17 protein-coding genes are annotated in these 19,683 nt (G+C 36.4%); 3 read left to right on the plus strand and 14 right to left on the minus strand.

Annotation, left to right across the window (positions count from 1 at the left end; genetic code table 11):
* The first annotated feature begins 135 nt into the window (after positions 1-135).
* Positions 136-537: a TerB family tellurite resistance protein gene (locus tag ABVM52_RS13310; protein WP_405381282.1), complete on the plus strand. Its 402-nt coding sequence runs from the start codon at positions 136-138 to the stop codon at positions 535-537.
* Here the strand turns inward: ABVM52_RS13310 and ABVM52_RS13315 are convergent.
* The gene (locus ABVM52_RS13315; protein WP_405381284.1) at positions 534-1,802 is read right to left on the minus strand and encodes a DUF2254 domain-containing protein; all 1,269 of its coding nucleotides are present in this window, start codon (positions 1,800-1,802) and stop codon (positions 534-536) included. The genes ABVM52_RS13310 and ABVM52_RS13315 overlap by 4 nt on opposite strands.
* Before the next feature lie 211 nt (positions 1,803-2,013).
* Here ABVM52_RS13315 and ABVM52_RS13320 point away from each other — a divergent pair, with 211 nt between their 5' ends.
* Positions 2,014-2,439, plus strand: a complete 426-nt coding sequence (locus ABVM52_RS13320; protein WP_405381286.1) for an Hsp20/alpha crystallin family protein — start codon at positions 2,014-2,016, stop codon at positions 2,437-2,439.
* Positions 2,440-2,509: 70 nt separating this feature from the next.
* Here ABVM52_RS13320 and ABVM52_RS13325 read toward each other — a convergent pair whose 3' ends face one another.
* From ABVM52_RS13325 to ABVM52_RS13355, 7 genes are all read right to left on the minus strand, one after another.
* The gene (locus ABVM52_RS13325; protein ID WP_405381288.1) at positions 2,510-4,036 is read right to left on the minus strand and encodes a M20/M25/M40 family metallo-hydrolase; all 1,527 of its coding nucleotides are present in this window, start codon (positions 4,034-4,036) and stop codon (positions 2,510-2,512) included.
* 132 nt (positions 4,037-4,168) lie between these two features.
* The gene (gene uvrB, locus ABVM52_RS13330; protein WP_405381290.1) at positions 4,169-6,160 is read right to left on the minus strand and encodes an excinuclease ABC subunit UvrB; all 1,992 of its coding nucleotides are present in this window, start codon (positions 6,158-6,160) and stop codon (positions 4,169-4,171) included.
* Between the two features lie 161 nt (positions 6,161-6,321).
* Positions 6,322-7,791 (minus strand): T9SS type B sorting domain-containing protein, encoded by a 1,470-nt coding sequence (locus ABVM52_RS13335; RefSeq protein WP_405381292.1) that lies wholly within the window; start codon positions 7,789-7,791, stop codon positions 6,322-6,324.
* A 15-nt stretch (positions 7,792-7,806) separates the two neighbouring features.
* Positions 7,807-9,240 carry a T9SS type B sorting domain-containing protein gene (locus ABVM52_RS13340; protein ID WP_405381294.1) on the minus strand — a complete coding sequence of 478 codons (1,434 nt, stop codon included), beginning with the start codon at positions 9,238-9,240 and terminating at the stop codon, positions 7,807-7,809.
* Between the two features lie 4 nt (positions 9,241-9,244).
* The gene (locus ABVM52_RS13345; RefSeq protein ID WP_405381296.1) at positions 9,245-11,011 is read right to left on the minus strand and encodes a T9SS type B sorting domain-containing protein; all 1,767 of its coding nucleotides are present in this window, start codon (positions 11,009-11,011) and stop codon (positions 9,245-9,247) included.
* Positions 11,012-11,106: 95 nt separating this feature from the next.
* Entirely contained in the window at positions 11,107-11,940 is an 834-nt protein-coding gene (locus tag ABVM52_RS13350; protein ID WP_405381297.1) for an ABC transporter permease, read from the minus strand.
* A 10-nt stretch (positions 11,941-11,950) separates the two neighbouring features.
* Positions 11,951-12,853 (minus strand): ABC transporter ATP-binding protein, encoded by a 903-nt coding sequence (locus ABVM52_RS13355; protein WP_405381299.1) that lies wholly within the window; start codon positions 12,851-12,853, stop codon positions 11,951-11,953.
* An 88-nt stretch (positions 12,854-12,941) separates the two neighbouring features.
* Between ABVM52_RS13355 and ABVM52_RS13360 the strand changes: the two genes are divergently transcribed.
* The gene (locus ABVM52_RS13360; protein WP_405381301.1) at positions 12,942-14,024 is read left to right on the plus strand and encodes a hypothetical protein; all 1,083 of its coding nucleotides are present in this window, start codon (positions 12,942-12,944) and stop codon (positions 14,022-14,024) included.
* Between the two features lie 81 nt (positions 14,025-14,105).
* On the opposite strand, the gene ABVM52_RS13365 is transcribed toward ABVM52_RS13360, so the two are convergent.
* Genes ABVM52_RS13365 through ABVM52_RS13390 form a run of 6 tightly spaced genes read right to left on the minus strand, consistent with a single transcriptional unit; the run spans position 14,106 to position 19,668 of the window.
* Positions 14,106-15,164, minus strand: coding sequence for a nucleoid-associated protein (locus ABVM52_RS13365; RefSeq protein WP_405381303.1), 1,059 nt, complete (start codon positions 15,162-15,164; stop codon positions 14,106-14,108).
* 57 nt (positions 15,165-15,221) lie between these two features.
* Positions 15,222-15,719, minus strand: a complete 498-nt coding sequence (locus ABVM52_RS13370; protein ID WP_405381305.1) for an IS1096 element passenger TnpR family protein — start codon at positions 15,717-15,719, stop codon at positions 15,222-15,224.
* Positions 15,720-15,723: 4 nt separating this feature from the next.
* Positions 15,724-16,779 (minus strand): COX15/CtaA family protein, encoded by a 1,056-nt coding sequence (locus ABVM52_RS13375; RefSeq protein ID WP_405381307.1) that lies wholly within the window; start codon positions 16,777-16,779, stop codon positions 15,724-15,726.
* A 1-nt stretch (position 16,780) separates the two neighbouring features.
* Positions 16,781-18,205 (minus strand): CCA tRNA nucleotidyltransferase, encoded by a 1,425-nt coding sequence (locus ABVM52_RS13380; protein WP_405381309.1) that lies wholly within the window; start codon positions 18,203-18,205, stop codon positions 16,781-16,783.
* A 4-nt stretch (positions 18,206-18,209) separates the two neighbouring features.
* Entirely contained in the window at positions 18,210-18,770 is a 561-nt protein-coding gene (locus ABVM52_RS13385) for an L-threonylcarbamoyladenylate synthase (RefSeq protein ID WP_405381311.1), read from the minus strand.
* Positions 18,771-18,786: 16 nt separating this feature from the next.
* The gene (locus ABVM52_RS13390; protein WP_405381313.1) at positions 18,787-19,668 is read right to left on the minus strand and encodes a glycosyltransferase family A protein; all 882 of its coding nucleotides are present in this window, start codon (positions 19,666-19,668) and stop codon (positions 18,787-18,789) included.
* Positions 19,669-19,683: the final 15 nt, after the last annotated feature.

A 19,683-nucleotide genomic window follows, 5' to 3' on the forward strand; every position in this document is an offset into this window, starting at 1 on the left:
TAAAGACTCCTTAATAATATAAAGTCAATGAGTACTATTTAAATCACTTTAATTGGTTTTAAGAATAGTGACGGATTTGTCTAAAAATTTAATGTTCAATTTTAATTAGAAAATGAAAATCAAGTAATTGAGAATATGCCAACAGAAAATGAAAAACTTAGTATTTTATCAGAAATGATAGAGTTTGCAAAAGTGGACAATGAAATAAGAAGAATGGAATATGAATTTTTATTGTTGCTTGCCCAAAAATTAAATATTGCCAAGGAAACTTTTGACCACTTATTTAAAGTTCCGGCAGAACATGTGCTGCCAAAGTCACAGACAGAACGTATTATACAATTTCATCGTTTAGCGTTGTTAATGAATGTGGACCATCATCAAGATATAAGCGAAATTAAAAAACTACATGATATTGGTTTAAAAATAGGGTTGCCTCCGGGTGCAATGCAACAGGTGCTTATGATAATGCATCAATATCCTGATAAAATTGTTCCACCAGAGGTATTGATATCTATTTTTAAATCGCACTACAACTAAGACCAGCTATTAAAATCAGCGTCAATTTTATTTAAATCCCTTTTATTTTTGATGTTATTCTCGGCATCTTTCATTAATTCTTCCATCTCTTGGTTAAGGGAGTTTTTGTGAAGATCGTTATTAACGTAGTTGGTTAGTGTTTGCAGCATTTGCATTAATTTTCGCGTTACTATGATATCATGTTTGCAGTATTGACGGTAAGTCGCCATAACATTGTACAGAATTTCTGAGAATTTGGTACACTTCAGTCGTCCCCAATTTTGTCCGTCATCATCGGTAATATATTCATATTCCCATTTTTTCATGAGAAACAAAAAAAGTGATGTAAGATAATCTATGGTATTCAAGGCGGTACCAGGGTCGTTTATTCCTGGTGACATGGCTTTAACTCCAATTTCGGATAATTGTCTAAAACCGTATACATAATTATCACCTACCAATTCCTCATGGCTAAAAAGTAAGGTTTTTTTAATTTCTTCTATAGCGGTATCGTCAAGTTCGTTTTGAGTATAAAATGCTAAGGTGCCATTCAGAATATATTGGCCTTTAAATAATTGTATATGGATTTTTGTATCGTGTTTTTTACAAAGATCTAAAAGGTCTTTTTGTAAAGTTCCATAAAAATATCCCGCTTTGTCAATCTTGTGACTTTTCCATGAACTAATGTCCGGAAAATCTTCGGTTTTGTCTTTTTGTGCATCAAGGATAGCTTTCAATGCTGTCTTAGTTCTTCTATGGATGTTGGTCAGTATATTCCCAACCTGTATGGATTGTGATATATGATGGATAAAGTAAATAAAGGATGCCAAACATAATACGGCTAGGATGATTCCAAACAATACAGAGAACCCCGGGGTTTGATAATCACTTTCTTTAGGCTCAATGGAAATGAGTATAAAAATATTGTAAAGAATGGTGGCAATATATTGCCCTAAAACTATCTGATGCTTTTGGTCAGAAATGATGCCTGGTAATACCCTTGGGGAGAAATTGCTGGAAGCTTGACTTAATAATAACATGACCATGGAAAAACTGAACACGGTCAAAGAAATAAGGCCACCTATCAATGTGCTTAAAATAGTCTTGGCTGTATCAGTATCATCTATTACCAAGCTGGGTGCCACATCCATTAGGTACTCGGAAATCCCCAACTTTTCAACATAGATCATGGCAAAGGCCATTATTAAACCTGTTAAAGAAATAATAGTAGGATAGAACGCTATTTTGCTTCTGATATTAAAAAGGAAATTGGAAAGTTGGCCCATAACGATTTCTAAACGGTAAATCTAAGCAAGTTAGATTTAGGTAAATAACTCATTTCCGTAAATAAACACCTCAAACTATTAAACAATAAGACATAATGTCATTAACGTTAGTTAAAATAATGTCAAAATGTCACTAAAAATGTTCTGGTATGTCCTTTGCTTATTTATCTGTGATTATAAAAAAGAACTATTAATTTAAAAATATACGATAATGAGTTTAGTAAAAAGAAATGATGTACTGTTCCCTGCTTTAATGAATGAACTATTTAAACCAGATTGGATTGGGGGAATACAAAATGAAAGAACAGCTATGCCCGCTGTTAATATCAAGGAGAATGAAGATAATTTTGAATTGGAACTTTTTGTACCGGGTAGGGACAAAAAAGATTTTGCGGTAGAGTTAGATGACGCTATCCTGACAATCTCGTCTGAAATTAAGGAAGAAAAGAACGATTCTAAAGACAATTATACCAGGAGAGAGTTTACAATTTCTTCATTTAAAAGGTCTTTTACATTGCCTGAAACTGTAGCTATGGATAAAGTTGATGCTACATATGAAGGTGGTATACTAAAATTTAACCTTCCTAAAAAAGAAGAGGCTTTGCCCAAACCAAAACGAATGATCGAGTTAAAATAAGGTTTGCCTTAGAATTTAGGTTGGTTAGTGTTTAGTTGAAAAGGTGCTTTGAGTAATCAAAGCACTTTTTTTATGGAAGGGGTTGGGTAAGTATGGCCAGGCATGTCCAAATACCTTCTTTGAAATTTCCAATTCTTAAGTTTTCATTTGGCCCATGTATGTTATTGTCAGGGTTTGGTATCCTGACCGATACAGCAGGAATGTTCAGCAGAGAGATAAATGGTGCAATAGGCTGGGAACCGCCTGTGGTTCTCATGTTTATTATTTGTTCTCCAAAAACCCTATTAAGTGCCTTATTTAGAAAAATGCCTATTGGTGTATTTATACCTGTTCTGAAGGGCTTGGAACCGATCCTGTAACTGAGAGAAGCCAGTTTTCCATAGTTTGAACGTTCTTCGTTGGTGGGTAGGGAATCTACCAAATGATATCCTTGTAATACGATGTGGTCTTTAAGAAGGTCAAGCTGTCTTTCCGCAGGGGTCTCGGGCACTAGCCTCATATCTATTTCAATAAGAACATCTTCAGGGATAATGGTACGTACTTCTTTTCCTGTCCATCCTGCTTTTAATCCTCTAATGTTCAGCGACGGATACTGTAAGGCTTCTTGATAGGTCTGTGCAACTTTTTCTGGATTGGAGATGCCCAATCTTTTATTTAAAGCACTATTATTTTCAGGAATAGAAGAAAGTAATATTCTTTCGCTTTCTGTTAAATTTACGCCTTTGTAAAAATCCTTAATGACTACTAGTCCATTTTCATCTTTAAAGCTGCTTATCAATCTTGCGGCTTCAAATACCGGATTTGGTGCATAATTTCCATATTGACCACTGTGCAAGGCGTAATTAGGTCCAAATATTTTAATACTTGCTGTTGCAATACCCCTGGCACCATACGTTAACGTGGGTAAATTAGAAAGGTGCCTGGTTCCGTCTAAAATTAAAAGCATGTCAGATTGTAATATCTCCTTATATTGTTTTACGGCAAAAGGTAGGTCAGGGGAACCCAATTCTTCCTGAAAATCCATTATGACCTTGATATTATACTCGGAACTTATCTGCTGCTCGTTAAGAATTTGCAGCGCAGAGATTAAAGCCATAGCCGGACCTTTGGAGTCGGATGCAGACCGTGCAAATATTCTATAATCTTCGTTCATGGAATTTAGTGCTGACTCAAAATCCAAACTGGTCCAACTATCATTTTTAAATTCCTTGATCGTTGGCTCAAAGGGGTCCTCTTGTGACCATTCTTTTGGGTCTACTGGTTGACCATCAATCTGTAAATAGAAAAGAATTGATTTTGAATTTTTGGATGATAGTTTTTCTGCAAAAAGAAGTGGTGCTCTTGGTGTACTCAAGATACTTGTCTTAAAATTTAAAGCATTAAAAACACTGTCGCACCAATGAAGATTTGTTTTGATCTGTTCCGGAAAATTACCGTTATTTTGTAGTCTCAAAAATTGGTGTAAATTAGTAATCGCTACATTGAATTTTTCATCGGTGAGCGATTTAATTTTGTCAACTTCGAGAGACTGACCATAACAATGAAATGCATTGAAATAGTTAAGTGCGATACCAAAAAATAAGACCCATTTTTTCATTTTTCACAGTAAATAAACGTTTTAGCTTTGTCTAAAAATTTATATTAATAATTTGTATTCCAGAATGTTGTGTTTACTTATGTTAAGTTTTAGATGATATTTTTGTTTTAACCTGGTTTTTTCTAAAAAAAATTAGTTGTCTTGGTTTTGTAACGCTTTTATCTCATCACGTAACTTGGCTGCTTGCATAAAATCAAGTTCTTTAGCCGCTTTTTCCATAGCCTTTCTTTTTTCTTTTATCATCTTTTCCGTCTGCTCCTTGGTCATGTAATTTAGGTCGGGTTCAGCGGCACGCAATTCTTCTTTTATAAAGTGATATGTTGAAACGGAATTCTTGGATAATACGTTGTCCAAACTTTTGTTTAGTGCGGTTGGTGTTACGTTATTATCGGTGTTGTATTTTATTTGTTTTTCCCTTCTATAATTTGTCTCGTCAATTGTTTTTTGCATGCTATTGGTAATCGTATCCGCATACATAATTGCCTTACCATTTAAATGTCTTGCCGCTCTACCCACCGTTTGGGTTAAGGAACGGTTGCTACGTAAAAATCCTTCTTTGTCCGCATCTAAAATTGCAACCAAGGAAACCTCGGGTAGGTCCAACCCTTCACGTAACAGATTCACCCCGATCAGTACATCAAAAATACCTTTTCGTAGATCTTGCATAATTTCTACTCGTTCCAGTGTATCAACATCACTATGAATATATCTACATCTAATGTTAATCCGATCCAGGTACTTGGCCAATTCTTCGGCCATTCTTTTGGTCAACGTCGTAACCAAGGTACGTTCATCTTTTTCTACCCGTTGTTGAATTTCTTCTACTAAATCATCAATTTGGTTTAAACTGGGCCTTATTTCTATTATTGGGTCCAATAATCCAGTGGGTCTAATAACCTGTTCTACATAAACACCTTGACTATGTTGTAGTTCATAGTCTGCAGGAGTAGCACTCACGAACAATACTTGGTTTTGTAAAGCTTCAAATTCCTCAAATTTAAGCGGCCTGTTATCCATTGCCGCCGGCAGGCGAAATCCGTATTCAACCAAATTTACTTTTCTTGAACGGTCCCCTCCATACATAGCATGTACTTGGGGTATGGTAACATGACTTTCATCGATTACCATAAGATAATCATCTGGAAAGTAGTCCAATAAACAAAAGGGCCTTGTGCCAGGCTCCCTACCATCCAGATATCTTGAATAATTTTCTATACCAGAGCAGTACCCCAGTTCACGAATCATCTCAAGGTCAAAGTTGGTGCGCTCCTCTAATCGTTTTGCTTCAAGCGGTTTTGCTATATCTTTAAAATAGTCTATTTGTTTTACCAAATCATCCTGTATTTGATGAATGGCGTTCTGTAATACGTCTTTTGAGGTAACGAACATATTGGCCGGGTAGATTGTAAGTGAATCGTATACCTCTAATATGTTATTGTTGAATGGGTCAAACGCTTCAATTTCCTCGATCTCATCACCAAAAAAATGAATCCTGAACGCATGGTCCGCATAACTTGGAAAAACATCGACCACATCTCCCTTTACCCTAAAATTTCCATTTTTGAAATCTGCCATGGTCCTGGAATAAAGGGATTGCACCAATAGGTGCATAAGCTTGGTCCTGGCAATGACCTGGTCCTTTTTAATTGAGATGACATTTTTTTGAAATTCTACCGGATTACCAATACCGTACAAGCATGATACCGATGCTATGACAATAACGTCCCGTCTTCCTGAAAGTAGTGATGAGGTTGTGCTAAGCCTTAATTTTTCAATATCCTCGTTGATGGACAAATCCTTTTCTATATACACACCGCTGGTAGGGATAAAGGCTTCCGGTTGGTAGTAATCATAGTAGGATACAAAATATTCTACCGCATTGTCAGGGAAAAATTGTTTAAATTCTGAATAAAGCTGTGCCGCCAGTGTTTTATTGTGGGCCAGTATCAAGGTAGGTTTTTGAACTTGTTCTATTACATTGGCTACAGTGAATGTCTTTCCTGAACCCGTTACACCTAACAATGTTTGAAATTTTTCTTCTTCATTAAGACCTTTTACCAATTGTTGTATGGCATTAGGTTGATCACCTGTAGGTTTAAATTCTGATACAACTTTAAATTTCATGTATGTATGTTCTCTTTTATATAAGGCACTACGCCATTATTCAATCCACTTTATTTGAACTTTGGGTTTTGGTCATTGGTTGGGGGTAGTAAAAAATTAGTCTTTTGGTTAAAAATACAAAAGTCATGAAGTATAATAGACGTACAATCAAAGGAAATCTTTCATCGCTTTAAGGAAAAATGGCCTAAAATATCTTCCCTATTAAGAAATGTGGCTTTATACCAGTAATCGGTTTCCGGTAATGGGGTGTTGTTGTATGAACCGTCCCAACCATTGCTATTGGCGTTAATTTGATGAATGAAATTTCCATACCGATCATAAATAAAAATACGGTCAATAACAGTTTCGTAATTTTCTGGTGGTTGTATAAACTGCCAATAGTCATTTATACCATCGCCATTTGGTGTGAAAAAGGATGGAAAATCCTTGTTGTCTATGTCCCTGTCTACGGTCCTTATGGTAATTCCGCAGCCATTTTTATCTCTAACATATGCTGTATGTGGACCATACGGTATTTCTGTAAATAGGGGTGAGTCTTGGTAAGGGCCATCCTTGTTATCCAGGGCGTACTCGTACTGGCCTCCCCCTGTAGCTATAATTGTTATGGTCTTATCCTTGGTGGTATTGATTACATCAATTTTAATAATGGTTGCCGCTTCAGATGAAACAATATCAAAAAGTTTGGAGTTGGAACATTCTATCGTCCCATTTTCTGTCTCAATGATATTATATGCTTCTAAACGATAACGCCCTGGACTTAAAATATCAACACTTTTTGTTTCACTCAATAGGGTTTCCTCACTTCCGCTTTTGGTTTGGAACCATCTATATCCTTGGGCCACATCATTGGTGGAAATCCTGTAAGGAAGTTCATCACTGCATATGCCAACGGTATTGGGAAGATCAATTTGTGGGGCAGGATACACATACTCCCCAGTGTTGGAGTCAAGATAGGGATCACAGATATACAGGTCCATACTGGTGGTAAATACTTCCTCTGTACAACCTGTTGCAGCTCCGTATTCATTATAGGGTATTACGGTAGCATAAATAGTTGCATTTTGTGGTAGATCATTGGGCGGATCATAGCTAAGGGTGTTTTTCATATCCATAGCATCAAGAATATCCGTGCCATTGGGTTCTGTGCCAAGGGACAAAAAATATCCTGTAGCTGTTGGTGCATAGGCCCATTCTATATCCGTAATTATGGTTACACTGGCTGCATTGTTATCTGGTGTAACCAGCAAGGAGCAATCTGGTGGAGTGGTGACGGGTATGGTGGTAAACGATATTTCCTGACATTCAATAGGTGGTCCGTCATATGGAACAAGGCTTAATGTGGCATACAAAAGCGTATTTGCCGGTAAACCCAATGGTGGGGTGTAAAATGTATCCGTTCCAATTGGTTTTGCATTGAGTATATCCTTTCCTTGAGGAGCGGTGCCAATGGATAATATGTAACCGTTGTATCCAGTAACTTCTGTCCAAGTAAACGTTGCATTGACGGCAATATTGATGTTGCCATTTATTGGAAAGGTAAACTCCGGACAGTTACTTTGTGCCATAGCCAAAACGCATACAAAATGCATGCCCAGAGAACTTATAATACAAAACCACTTCTTAAAGTCCATCAATTTGTATTTAGGTTAACGCTTAAGGCTAAAATGCCCCTTTATGGTTCTATTTGAGAACATTTGGGCCTTAAACCAATAATCCGATTCTGGTACTTGCTGCCCATTAAAAGTGCCGTCCCATCCTTTTGAACGTGGATTTACTTGTGCTAAAAAGTTACCAAACCTGTCATAAATATGAATGTATTCTACATTAAGTTCTTTGGTTCCCCCGTCAGTTATGATGTTCCAATAATCGTTAATGTTGTCCCCGTTGGGAGTAAAGAATGACGGAAAATCCTTTGGTTCCAATTTTTCTTCCACTGGTCTTTTGTTTAGACCGCAACCAAATTTATCCCTGACAAATACAGTACGGTCGTCTGGGGCAATGCCCACAAAAACAGGACTATCTTGAAATCCAAATTCCTCGTTATCCAATGAATATTCAACTGGAGATGTGCTTGAGGTAACAATTTCTATACGGTACTGATTAGCCTCCCTAGAAATGATGACTTGCTCAATTATTGGAATGTCTGAATAAACAACTTCAACTATTTTACTAACGGGACATTCTATTGTGGCCCCAAATTCAGATACGGTATTGAACAGTTCCAAGCGGTAGAAACCCACTTCGTTATATTCCATACTGGAAGTGTTTGATATAACATCTTCGGTACCGTTATCATTTATTTTATACCACCGATATCCCCGGGCTATGTCATTTGTAGTGTACACGGCATTTTGATTTGATGAGCAGAGTGGTATTTTTTCTGCAATGGAAATGATTGGATAATCTGAAGTATTACATTTAACGGTAGGAACGCCTGTTGTGAAGGATTCTTCAATACAACCCACTGCTGTTCCATATTCGTTGAGCGGAACAATTTTTACATAAATGGTCTGATTGAGTTCAAAATCTTGTTCTGTTTTATAAAATAGGGTGTTACCGGTTTCTTGATTTTCAACAATAGTATAATTACCAGGAGAATCACCAATAGAGATATTATAATTAGTAGCCCCGTAAGCATAGTCCCATTTAATATTCGTGTCTACACGAACTTCTGTTTCACCATTTGTTGGAGAGGCCAATGAGGTACAGGTGGGCGGGTCACTTATGGCGGCGGTATCAAAAACCTTTAGCGGGCATACTTTAATAGGGGCATCCGGTAAAAATAAACTTATGGTAACAAAAATACGGGTATTGGCGGGTAAGCCAATTTCCGGCTGGTAATAATTATTTAGACCAGATGATCTTCGGTTAATGATTTCTCCCCCACCAGGTGTAGTGCCCAAAGAAACTAAATATCCTATAATTCCTTCTACTTCTGTCCATGTAATCAAATTATCTAATGGCACGTTAATATCTCCATCTAGTGGAGAAGTCATAGTAGGGCACTCTTGAGCCAACCCATACTCCATGTTTAGGCCAAGTAAAATGAGTACTATCCATAAAAAATAATTATTACCCATACTGCTACCTTTTCAATGATAAATGGCCTTTAAAAATTTTGTTTGAGCGCATTTGGGCCTTAAACCAATAATCCGATTCTGGTACTTGCTGCCCATTAAAAGTGCCGTCCCATCCTTTTGATTCTGAATTAAAGGTGGAAATGAGATTCCCGAACTTATCAAATATATATACCAGTTGTATTTGATCTTCCTGTGTGTTGTTTTCCGGTAAATAGTTCCAATAGTCATTTATACCATCGCCATTTGGTGTAAAAAAAACAGGAAAACCAAACGCTGTAGCGTCGAATTCCAATGTTTTTTGCGCTGTTCCGCATCCATTCTTGTTCCGAACAAAAACCGTATGTGTTTGTAGTGATTGCCTGCTAAAAAAGTTTGAATCTTGGTAGGGACCCATTTCATTATCCAGGGCATATTCAAAATCGCCCTCAGTTTCCATTAGTATTTCAAAGTTTAAAAAATTGGCCTCTTGGTTTACCAGCACATCTTTTATCACGGGTTCAGATGAAATTTCTACTTCAAAATAAGCGGTTGTAGAACATTCAAAGGTTTGGTCGGCATCACTAATAATATTGTAAGCTTCTAAAGCATGGGAACCTGCGCTTGTAATTGTAATTTCCTTAGTTATTGTCAATAGGGTCTCTTTACCGTTCTCGTCCACACTATACCACCTGTAGCCATCTGCTTCAATTGGTGCGGTTATTTTATTAGCTACATTTTTCGTGCATACATCAATTTTTTCGGGCAAGGTAAGATTGGGGTTTAGTACAATCAATTCACCGGTTAGTGCATCATAATATGGCCCGCAACCAATTAGAGTGGAAAAAGATTCTTGTCTGCACCCTAAGGCTTCACCTGCTTCATTAAACGGAGTAATGGTTATAAAAAAAGTTCTGTTGGGTTCAAAATCAATAACAAACGTGGAGGTTTTATAGAATGATGCGTTATTAAGAATATTACTTTCAAATGGGGAGGTGCCAATGGTTACTTTATATCCTGTGGCATTGGCTACAGGTGTCCATTCCAAAATTGGACTAAGGGGCACATTGGTCTCACCGTTAAAAGGTGTGATCAAACTGGAACAGGTTGGTAATTGAGCTTCTGGGGTAGTAACAAAGCTAAATGGTGTACAATTTATAGCTGTTCCTAATCTGTTATAGGGTACTATAGTAACATATATGTTGGTTTCCGGAGGAAAATCTTCAGTAGGGTTATAGGTCAAAGTATTAGCCACATCCAAATCTTCCAAGATTTCCCCTCCATTTAATGACGTGCCAATGCTTATTCTGTATCCTGTGGCATTTGGTGATGCCGACCATGTAATATTTGTTGCCGGGTTTATATCTGTTGCATTATTTAAAGGTGATTGTAGCGTGGTACACAAGGGAATATTCGTCAAGGCACCGGTGGTGAATGTTTGTGATTCGCATACCACCGTGGGCTGATTAAAGAAAAATAGGGATATGGTTACATACAACTGCGTATTTTCGGGTAATCCCAATGGTGGGGAATAACTAGTGGAAGCACCTACGTTTTGTTCGTTCAAGAGTTCAGTACCGCCAGGGGTGGTGCCGATGGACAATAAATATCCAGGGACCCCGGTAATGGCTTCCCAACTGATTAGTGTATTAACATTAACTTGGGTGTCTCCATCCAAAGGAATTAAAAGTTTGGGACACTCTTGGGCATTGGAAAATGTGGACATACCTAACAACAGAAAAAATAAAGGCATAGCCAATATCCTGGATAATTCCATGTTACATATCGTTTTCATAGCGTGTTCCTAAACACTACAATATACTATAAAAAGAAATTTAAGTCTTTACAAATCTGTTTAAATAGGGTTTATGGTCGATGTAGTTATAGGATTTATAAATCCCGTTTTTTTAGAAGTGCATAGGATAAATAGATAAAAATTGCGGTCCATACCATTACTATGAGTACCTCATACCAATAGGTGTTATAGTTAAGGGCCACCTCTGTGCCTATTTGGTTGGCTACGGATTGTACCGCGCCCAACCTGGAGAATGGTTCCTTGATTAGATTGAACATAGACTGTAGCGGAAAAAAGTTCATGATACCATCTGTAGTGGCCTCGTCAAAAAATTTCCAGCGTAATATTCCTCTAAGAATACCTTCAAAAACTTGCCACAAGATTAGAAACCCCAAAGCAAAGGCAGAGCGTTTTACCAATATGCCCAAGAACAGGCAGAAAGAGAAAAATCCTATTAACTTAATAAAGAATATGGGTAGGAACTTTAAATCGGTTATTATGATTAAAAATTCGTTATAATCGGAATACGCCAAGCCTAAAATCAAGGAGACTACAAATACAAAAATTGTGGATATCAGCGAGAATGAAATAACGGTCAGAAATTTGGAAAGTATAAATTCTTTTTTGGAAAGACCATCTATTAAGTTCTGTTTTATGGTTTTATTACTGTATTCATTTGACATCATACTTACAATTACAATGGCCAGGAACAATTTAAAAAATGCAGTAATGAAGGTGTTAAAATGCCATATATACGGAAAATTGAAAATACCCTGATCTGCCAAATGAAATTGAACGGGACCAATATCAAATTTTATGGCTGCAAACAGTGCAATGGAGGTCAGTAACGCAAAATAAGAGATGATCAATATCTTGCTGGCCCTGTTGTTCCACAATTTTATGAATTCTATTTGTAATAATCGTATCATGGGTTCGGTTTTAAGCGGTTGCGTTTTTGGTTAGCTGTAAAAATTGTTCCTCTAAACTTTCTTTTCTTTTTACGAGGTGCGATACGATAATACCATTATCAAACAATAACTTATTCAATGTCTGTGCATCTAATTCTGCCGTAAGGAAAGCTGTAATTAACCCGTTGTAGTGTTTTACCTCGCCAAAATATGGGTTGGTTTTAAGGAAAGAGGTCAATTGGTCCATGTGCGTCGTTTTTAATTCAAAAAATCCAAAACTGGCCTGAAGGCTGTCTACCCGTCCGGAATATAATTTTACACCTTTCCTAAGAATAATTACGTGGCTACAGACTTTTTCCACTTCGTCCAAAAGATGAGAGGCTAACAGAATAGTGGTGCCTTGGGCGGCTATGGTTTTAATAATCTCCCTAATTTGATGAATACCTTGTGGGTCTAGACCGTTTGTAGGTTCGTCCAAAATCAAAATTTCTGGATCGTTCAGTAGGGCAGATGCAATGGCCAAACGTTGTTTCATGCCTAAAGAGAATGTTTTGAACTTACTGTCCTTTCTATCCAAAAGACCTACCAAATCTAGTTTTTCCTGAATCTTATCTTCACTAACCTCCTTAATTTTGCATACCAGTTTAAGATTTTGTACAGCGGTCATGTAAGGATAAAAGTTAGGTCTTTCTATAATTGCCCCCACTTTTTTTAGGGCATTATGTGTTGAAAGTTCACCATTAAACCATGCAAATTCCCCACTGGTTTTGTTTACCACATTTAAAACAATGCCCAAGGTGGTAGATTTTCCGCTACCGTTTGGGCCTAAAATGCCATATACGTTACCCTTTTCAATGGTGAACGATAAATCTTTAACGGCGGTAAGGAATCCATATTTCTTGGTGAGGTTGTGGACGGTAAGTATTGAATTCAAAATAGGTTGATGTTTTTGATTGATATACCTAGTTGACGAAGAAAGCCTAACTTTGTTACAAGTTATACTTGTAATTTATTTCAATATTATGTCAGAAGAACGTTTAATGTCTAAAAAGAAACCGGCATATCCCGTAAGTGATGCCCTTGATGGCTATTTGGAACATTATAGTAGAAAAACGGAAATTCCTATTTTTTACGAAGACCTGCTTCGTTTTTCCGGTTCTGTAGTAGTATATGATCATGACGATGAGGATACGTTGTGGATAAGGGTGTATTATTCTGAATATGATAGAAAGGAAATAGATGACTCCTTAAAGAAAGTTTATTCTATTTTACATTCTGATGGTAGTAATAACATAAACCAATATCTAAATGTAGATGCGGTAGATTTTTGCACCTTTGGAAACTCAAAACCGTTTAGGATAAAAATTAGGAATATCCTGAACGATAATTTTACGTATTTCTATATTAAGAAAACCGATGCCTCCCGTATATATGGTTTGGAGCTAGAGCATATGCTATCTCCCTACAACCTTAACTTTTTGGTTTACAAGGATACCTTAATAGAGGAACACATAGCCGGAATACCTGGCGATGAGTTTATTAAGACAATGCTTCCTAAATGCACGGAACCAGAAAAGGCCCAATTGGCCAAAGAGTTTGTGAAATTCAATGAACGTTGTATGATTAGGCTTTTAGGGGATATGCGGTCTTATAATTATGTTATTGTACCAACTCATGATTTTGACCATGTGGTTTACAAAATACGGGCTATAGATTTTGACCAGCAATGTTTTGAAGGCAAGCTTAAAATTTACAGGCCCCAATTTTTTAAGGAGAACTATAAAATGGTTGAATTAGTACGGAATAAGTTGACCAGAGATTCTGTAGATCAATATAAACTGGAAGAACGTTCAATGGTTGCCAAACGTATTTTAAGTTCTGGTAACAGGATTAAAAAATTAAGGGCCATTTGTAAGACCGATTTAATTTCTACCGATCAAAATATAGAAATGCTTAGAGATCAGATAGAAGAACTTACTATGGATATGGACTTTAAAAACTGCACCACTATGGGTGAAATTTTAGATCGTGCATTAAATTTTGTAAGACGCAATTATGAGGATGTAAGTTTAAAACAGATTATGGAAAACAATATCAAGATTTAAATTTCTATATAATAGATAAAGAAAGACCGCTATTCAAGATAAAAAATGAATAGCGGTCTTTGTTTATGTCAAGGCACTAACTTAACTTTTCTGCTCCTTGTTGAAGTATACCAAATAGTAATACATCTGCCTTTCTTCATCCCATCCTTTTTCTACGAATTTATCTGCGGATTCCGGATTTATGAAGTCTAGTTTAATTTGGATATTGGTATCCAAGTTGATAACATTCTTAATTTTTTTACGCGCATCTGATACGGCCTTGTTGGCAATATCAAAATTAGAGACATCCTCAATGCTGAACTTAGGGCCCTTCTCGGTTTTATAGTGCTTAAATTCAGGTATTAGTTCCGGATTCTCCATTACCTCGTTCAAAAAAGAGGATTCTTCAAAAGAATCATTTTTTGCAAAATGGTTTACCGCGCGGTTCATGAACAAAACTTCCTGCTGTTTATCTTCTGCCGGTAAAACCACGTCCTTGGCAAAATTTTGGCAGAACTTCAAATAATTCTTGGTCTTAAAATTATCATCTGCCAAAGGGTCTACACCTAAAAAGTTCTCGATCCAATATTTTGTATCGTATTTATTACTGTCTACGGACAATACCTTATAACCTTCTTCCTTGTCAACATTAAAAATTAAACAACCCTTATCAAGTTTATTGATATTAATGCCTTGCTGAATAATGATATCCAAATTGGAGTCTTTCTCCTCAAATTGAATAAAATCATGCTTTAACTCACTTTTAAAGATACCCAGTGCATCTACTTTCTGGTTATCTAAAAGTAAACCGGTTAGGTAAGCAACATATACTTCTCCACTTTTAATATGTGGATGGTTGGATTGTTCAAAAAGTAAAGAGGCTATTTTTTTAGAGTTTAAATGTGCGCTGGCTGGATCAGCAAAAATTGCACTTGCAATTTTGTGCAGTTCGTTAAATTCCACATCTACCTCGTTGGCCAACTTGTAATAATTCTCTTCCTTTTCGCGAAAAGGTTTAAAGAAATATTCCTTTAATAACCCTGTGGTTTCATCATTTAGTCTAAATGGCTCTTCAGATAAAAAGATGCCCTCATTTTTATTTTTATTACCAACTCTATGAATAGAAATACTTTCAATTTGGGTTGCATATAAGTTGATCATATAGTGTGTATTTGTTGGGGTGTTCTTCTAATTTAGTTCATTAAGGTCGTTAACATGTCAATTCCAATTTTCATCGAAATCTAGATCATCATAACTATCAAATGTATCGTCAAAATCAAATTCATTTTGATCGGCTTCAAACTTTTTTTCAGGTGGTGTTTCTGGTAATTCACCAAATGAAAATAAAATATTTGGATAAGCACGACCGTCTTCTTTCTCTTCAATATCCGCCAGTTCAACAAAAAAGGTCCACATGTTCATAAAATCATAAACGTAAATTAGTTTAGGACTTTTTTCGGTCATGATGTCCTCTATAAAGGTTTCGTTCATCAACCTTACGTTAGACCCAGATTCGCTCATGTCAAAAAGAGCTATTTCCTCATCTTGTTTCCATTCTTCATCACAGGTATAAAAAGAAGCCATTTCATTACCTAAAAAACCAAATGCCTGGGTAATGGCATTATGAAAGTCTTCTAGTGAATTGTGTGATTCTATTTCCAGATCTCTAAAAATATCATCATCTGCATCTAAAATTATACGAATTTTATAAATCATACCGTCATTTTTGTGGGAGGGCAAAGTTACGAAGTTTTGGTGTTTTTCTAGGCATTAATGCATCTAAAACAATGTAAAACTGAACCCCAAAGAGAATAGAGGCTATGACTAGATGAATAGGCTGACTGGTAACCGGGAAATTAAGATAATTCATGGCCATACCGGTAAGGACCTCTACACATAGTAGAAAAAGTACCCAATAAATTTTAATATGGCCTAAGTTTAATTTGGTAATCCTATAGGCCAAATAAATGTTTGTTGAAATCACCAAAATAGAAAAGGAACGGTGTATATAGAATAAAATTTCCGGGTCTTTTAACCAAGAGCTTTTGGCATCATATCCATAAATATCTATTTGCTCATCAACAAATTGCCTTACTTGTGTACCCATGATTATTTGAACAAGCGTAAGACCTAGTGCAAATAGACATAGGTACAAGGTGTTGTTGTCATAGTAAATATGTTTGTTCTCTGTAGTGGCCAAATAAATAATATAGAGTAATAAGGCTACAATGACCAATGCCATGAACATATGTACGGTAATCTTAACAGGCTCTAATACGGAATAAACTACTGTAGCACCAAGCCAAGCCTGAAATGCCATGCCAAAAACAACCAACCAGGCAAAAATAGGTATACGTTTTCTTTGCTTCCAATATTTTAATGAGGCAAAGGCCAATATCAAGGTAGCTAGACCGGCCAATGCTCCTATGAGTCTATTAATATATTCTATCCACGTATGCCACGGATTAAATTCTGCGTAATCATGTTTGGTGTATAGTTCCCATTTATTGGAATTGAACGTTTTATTTGTAGTAAAGGATTCTTTTGCAACCTGTAAAGTTTCACGCCAAATGATTACCTGACCTTTTTCAAAGGTTTTATTTGGTTTCCATTGTAATTCCTCAACTTCTGTTGGTGGTATATAAAAACCAAAACATTTGGGCCAATCTGGGCAACCCATGCCGCTACCGGTCATTCTAACGACCGCACCGGCCACAATTACTAGATAAACTAAGATTAAAGATATCTTTGCAATTCTTCTAAATGTAATGACCATATTACTTTGTAATTTCTAGACCTAATTCTTTACCCTTAAGATACATAAACTTTTTGGCCGCTTCATATTCATTTACTATTTCTCCTTCTAAAATAGCTTCCTTTATAGCTTCTTTGATAATGCCAATTTCCTTTGAGGGCTTTAGGTTAAATGTTTTCATTATTTCCTCCCCGCTAATTGGTGGCTGAAAATTTCTTACATGGTCCCTTGCTTCTACTTCTTCAATTTTTTGGCGTACGACCTTAAAATTTTGGCGGTATTTACGTTGTTTTTTAGGGTTTTTGGTAGTGATATCCGCTTCACAAAGAGTCATGAGATCTTCAACATGGTCGCCAGCATCAAAAATAAGCCTGCGCACAGCAGAATCCGTAACAAAATCTTCTGACAATACAATGGGTCTTGAACTCATTAACACCATTTTTTGAACATATTTCATCTTGTCGTTCAATGGCATTCTTAGGCGTTTAAATAATTTATACACCATTTTGGACCCCACATATTCGTGTCCGTGAAATGTCCAGCCTATTTTCTTGTGAAATCGTTTGGTAGGTGCTTTTCCTATATCATGCAGTAAAGCGGCCCAACGTAGCCATAAATTGTTCGTGGTATGTGCTATATTATCCACAACTTCCAAGGTGTGCCAAAAATTATCCTTGTGTTTTTGTCCTTCTTTTTCTTCAATTCCCTGCAATGCGGTTAGTTCCGGTAATATATAAGGTAGTAGACCGGTCTCGTATAAAAGGGACAAGCCAACTGATGGTGTTGGGCAAAGCATTATTTTATGTAGCTCATCCAGTATACGTTCGTTGGATACTATTTTTATGCGATCCTTATGTTCCGTAATTGCCTGTAATGAGGGCAAGGCGATCTGAAAGTTTAATTGCGTGGCAAACCGTATGGCCCTCATCATACGCAATGGGTCGTCAGAATATGTTATACCGGGTTCTAAAGGCGTTTTTATAATCTTGTTCCCTAAATCCTCTATTCCGTTAAATGGGTCGATTAGTTTTCCGTAATTATCCTGGTTCAAAGAAAGGGCCAATGCATTTATGGTAAAGTCGCGCCTTTTTTGATCGTCCTCTAGAGTACCGTCCTCAACTATTGGTTTTCTACTATCTCTTTGATAGCTTTCTTTTCTGGCCCCAACAAACTCAAGCTCAATGCCCTCACTTTTTATCATGGCCGTTCCAAAATTTTTGAACACGGAAACCTGTGGGTTGCCGTTCAGTTTTGAAGCTACTTTTTCAGCAAGTTTAATACCACTCCCAATAGCTACGACATCAATATCTTTTGGTATGTCCCTGTCTAAAAAGTAATCCCTTACAAAACCACCAATGACATAACATTCTACTGACAGTTCTTCTGCGGCTTGGGATATGGTTTGAAAAATAGGATTTTTTAAAGCGTCTATATGGCTCTCTTGCATGTCTTTATTCTCGAATAATCTTCACGCTATTATCATTAGATAATCTAATAATGGATGATGATGAGCTATTCTGTTTCTCACGATGCAAATTTACCACATAGTCTACACCTTTTAAAATGGCATCATCTATATTTTGGAAACTTTTTGGTGTAGGGTTTCCGGAAATATTGGCCGATGTGGATACAATGGGCTTTTTAAATTTCCCAATTAGATACTGGCAGAATTTATCCGTTGCCACACGTATGGCCAAAGTATTGTCAGAAGCAACAAGGTTTTTGGCAATACCTCGTGGCCTGTCATAAATAATGGTTGTGGGTTTAGTGGCCAAATCTATAATATCATAGGCGAGCTCGGGAACTTTCTCTATATGCTTTTCCAACATGGCATCGTTACCTACCAAACAAATTAAAGCCTTGCTATCATCTCTTTCCTTTAGTGTATATACTTTTTTTACGGCCTCTTCATTTGTCGCGTCACATCCAATTCCCCAAACTGTATCTGTAGGGTAGAGGATGAGCCCTCCTTTTTCTAGTACTTCTATGCACTTATTGATTTCTTCTGTCATTTTAAAATTAGGTTGATTAAAGAAATGTTTCTGGTTCTATATTAAAATGTTGGGTTAGCGCTAACCATTGTAACCTATTTTTATCCTCCCCAATATTTAATTTTTTAAGTGATTGCTTTTGTGAGCCAATAATGGGTATAGGGGTTTTAGACCTAGTATTCGCTAATTTAGCTTGGGTACCTTTAATAATGGCCATTGCTTTAAACCATAGATCATCTGCCTTGGGTGCAAGTTCTAAAAATAGTTTTGAATTTGTAGCCTCTTTATGAAGACTGTTAGGTGGATATAAAACCCCCTCTGCACCAATTGGTATAATTGCGGATTGGTTTATTGGTTTATTTTTAGGGTGTGTCCAATTTTTATAGGGCTGTAAGTGTCCATTGTCATTGTAGCTAATGTATCTGGTTTGATTTGCTATAATGCACTTAGGATGCAATTTATGTTCTTGGTATAACAATTGTAACCAGTTATCTCTATACATCATATCATCATCGCACGTAATAATAATGTCATTTGGGAATTTTTTCAGGCTATGAATCAATTTTCGATGAGAACAATTTAATTTGGAGTATTTTATTTCAAAGATATTTGATTTTATGCTTGCCAATTGCTGAGGGATTTTATCCTTCAAAGATTGATGTAACCATAATACGATTTTTTTTGGTCTGGTTGTTTGATTTAAAAGACTTCTTATGGTTAAATGTAAAGTACCCAATCTTGAAGGTATTGAGGTCAATGATATTATTACAGGAAGACTTTCTTTGTTTTGATCGTTTAACTTAGAACCGGAAATAGCTAAAAGTTTGGCGGAATTGTAAATTGATACAGGTATTTCTTTTAACTTCATTTGACAATGCTGTAATTTGTCCTTTTTAAAATTAGACCGTCTATTCAGCATCAAAGATAGATAAGA

This window comes from Maribacter sp. LLG6340-A2 (genome assembly GCF_045057105.1).
In the GTDB taxonomy this organism is placed as follows: Bacteria; Bacteroidota; Bacteroidia; order Flavobacteriales; family Flavobacteriaceae; genus Maribacter.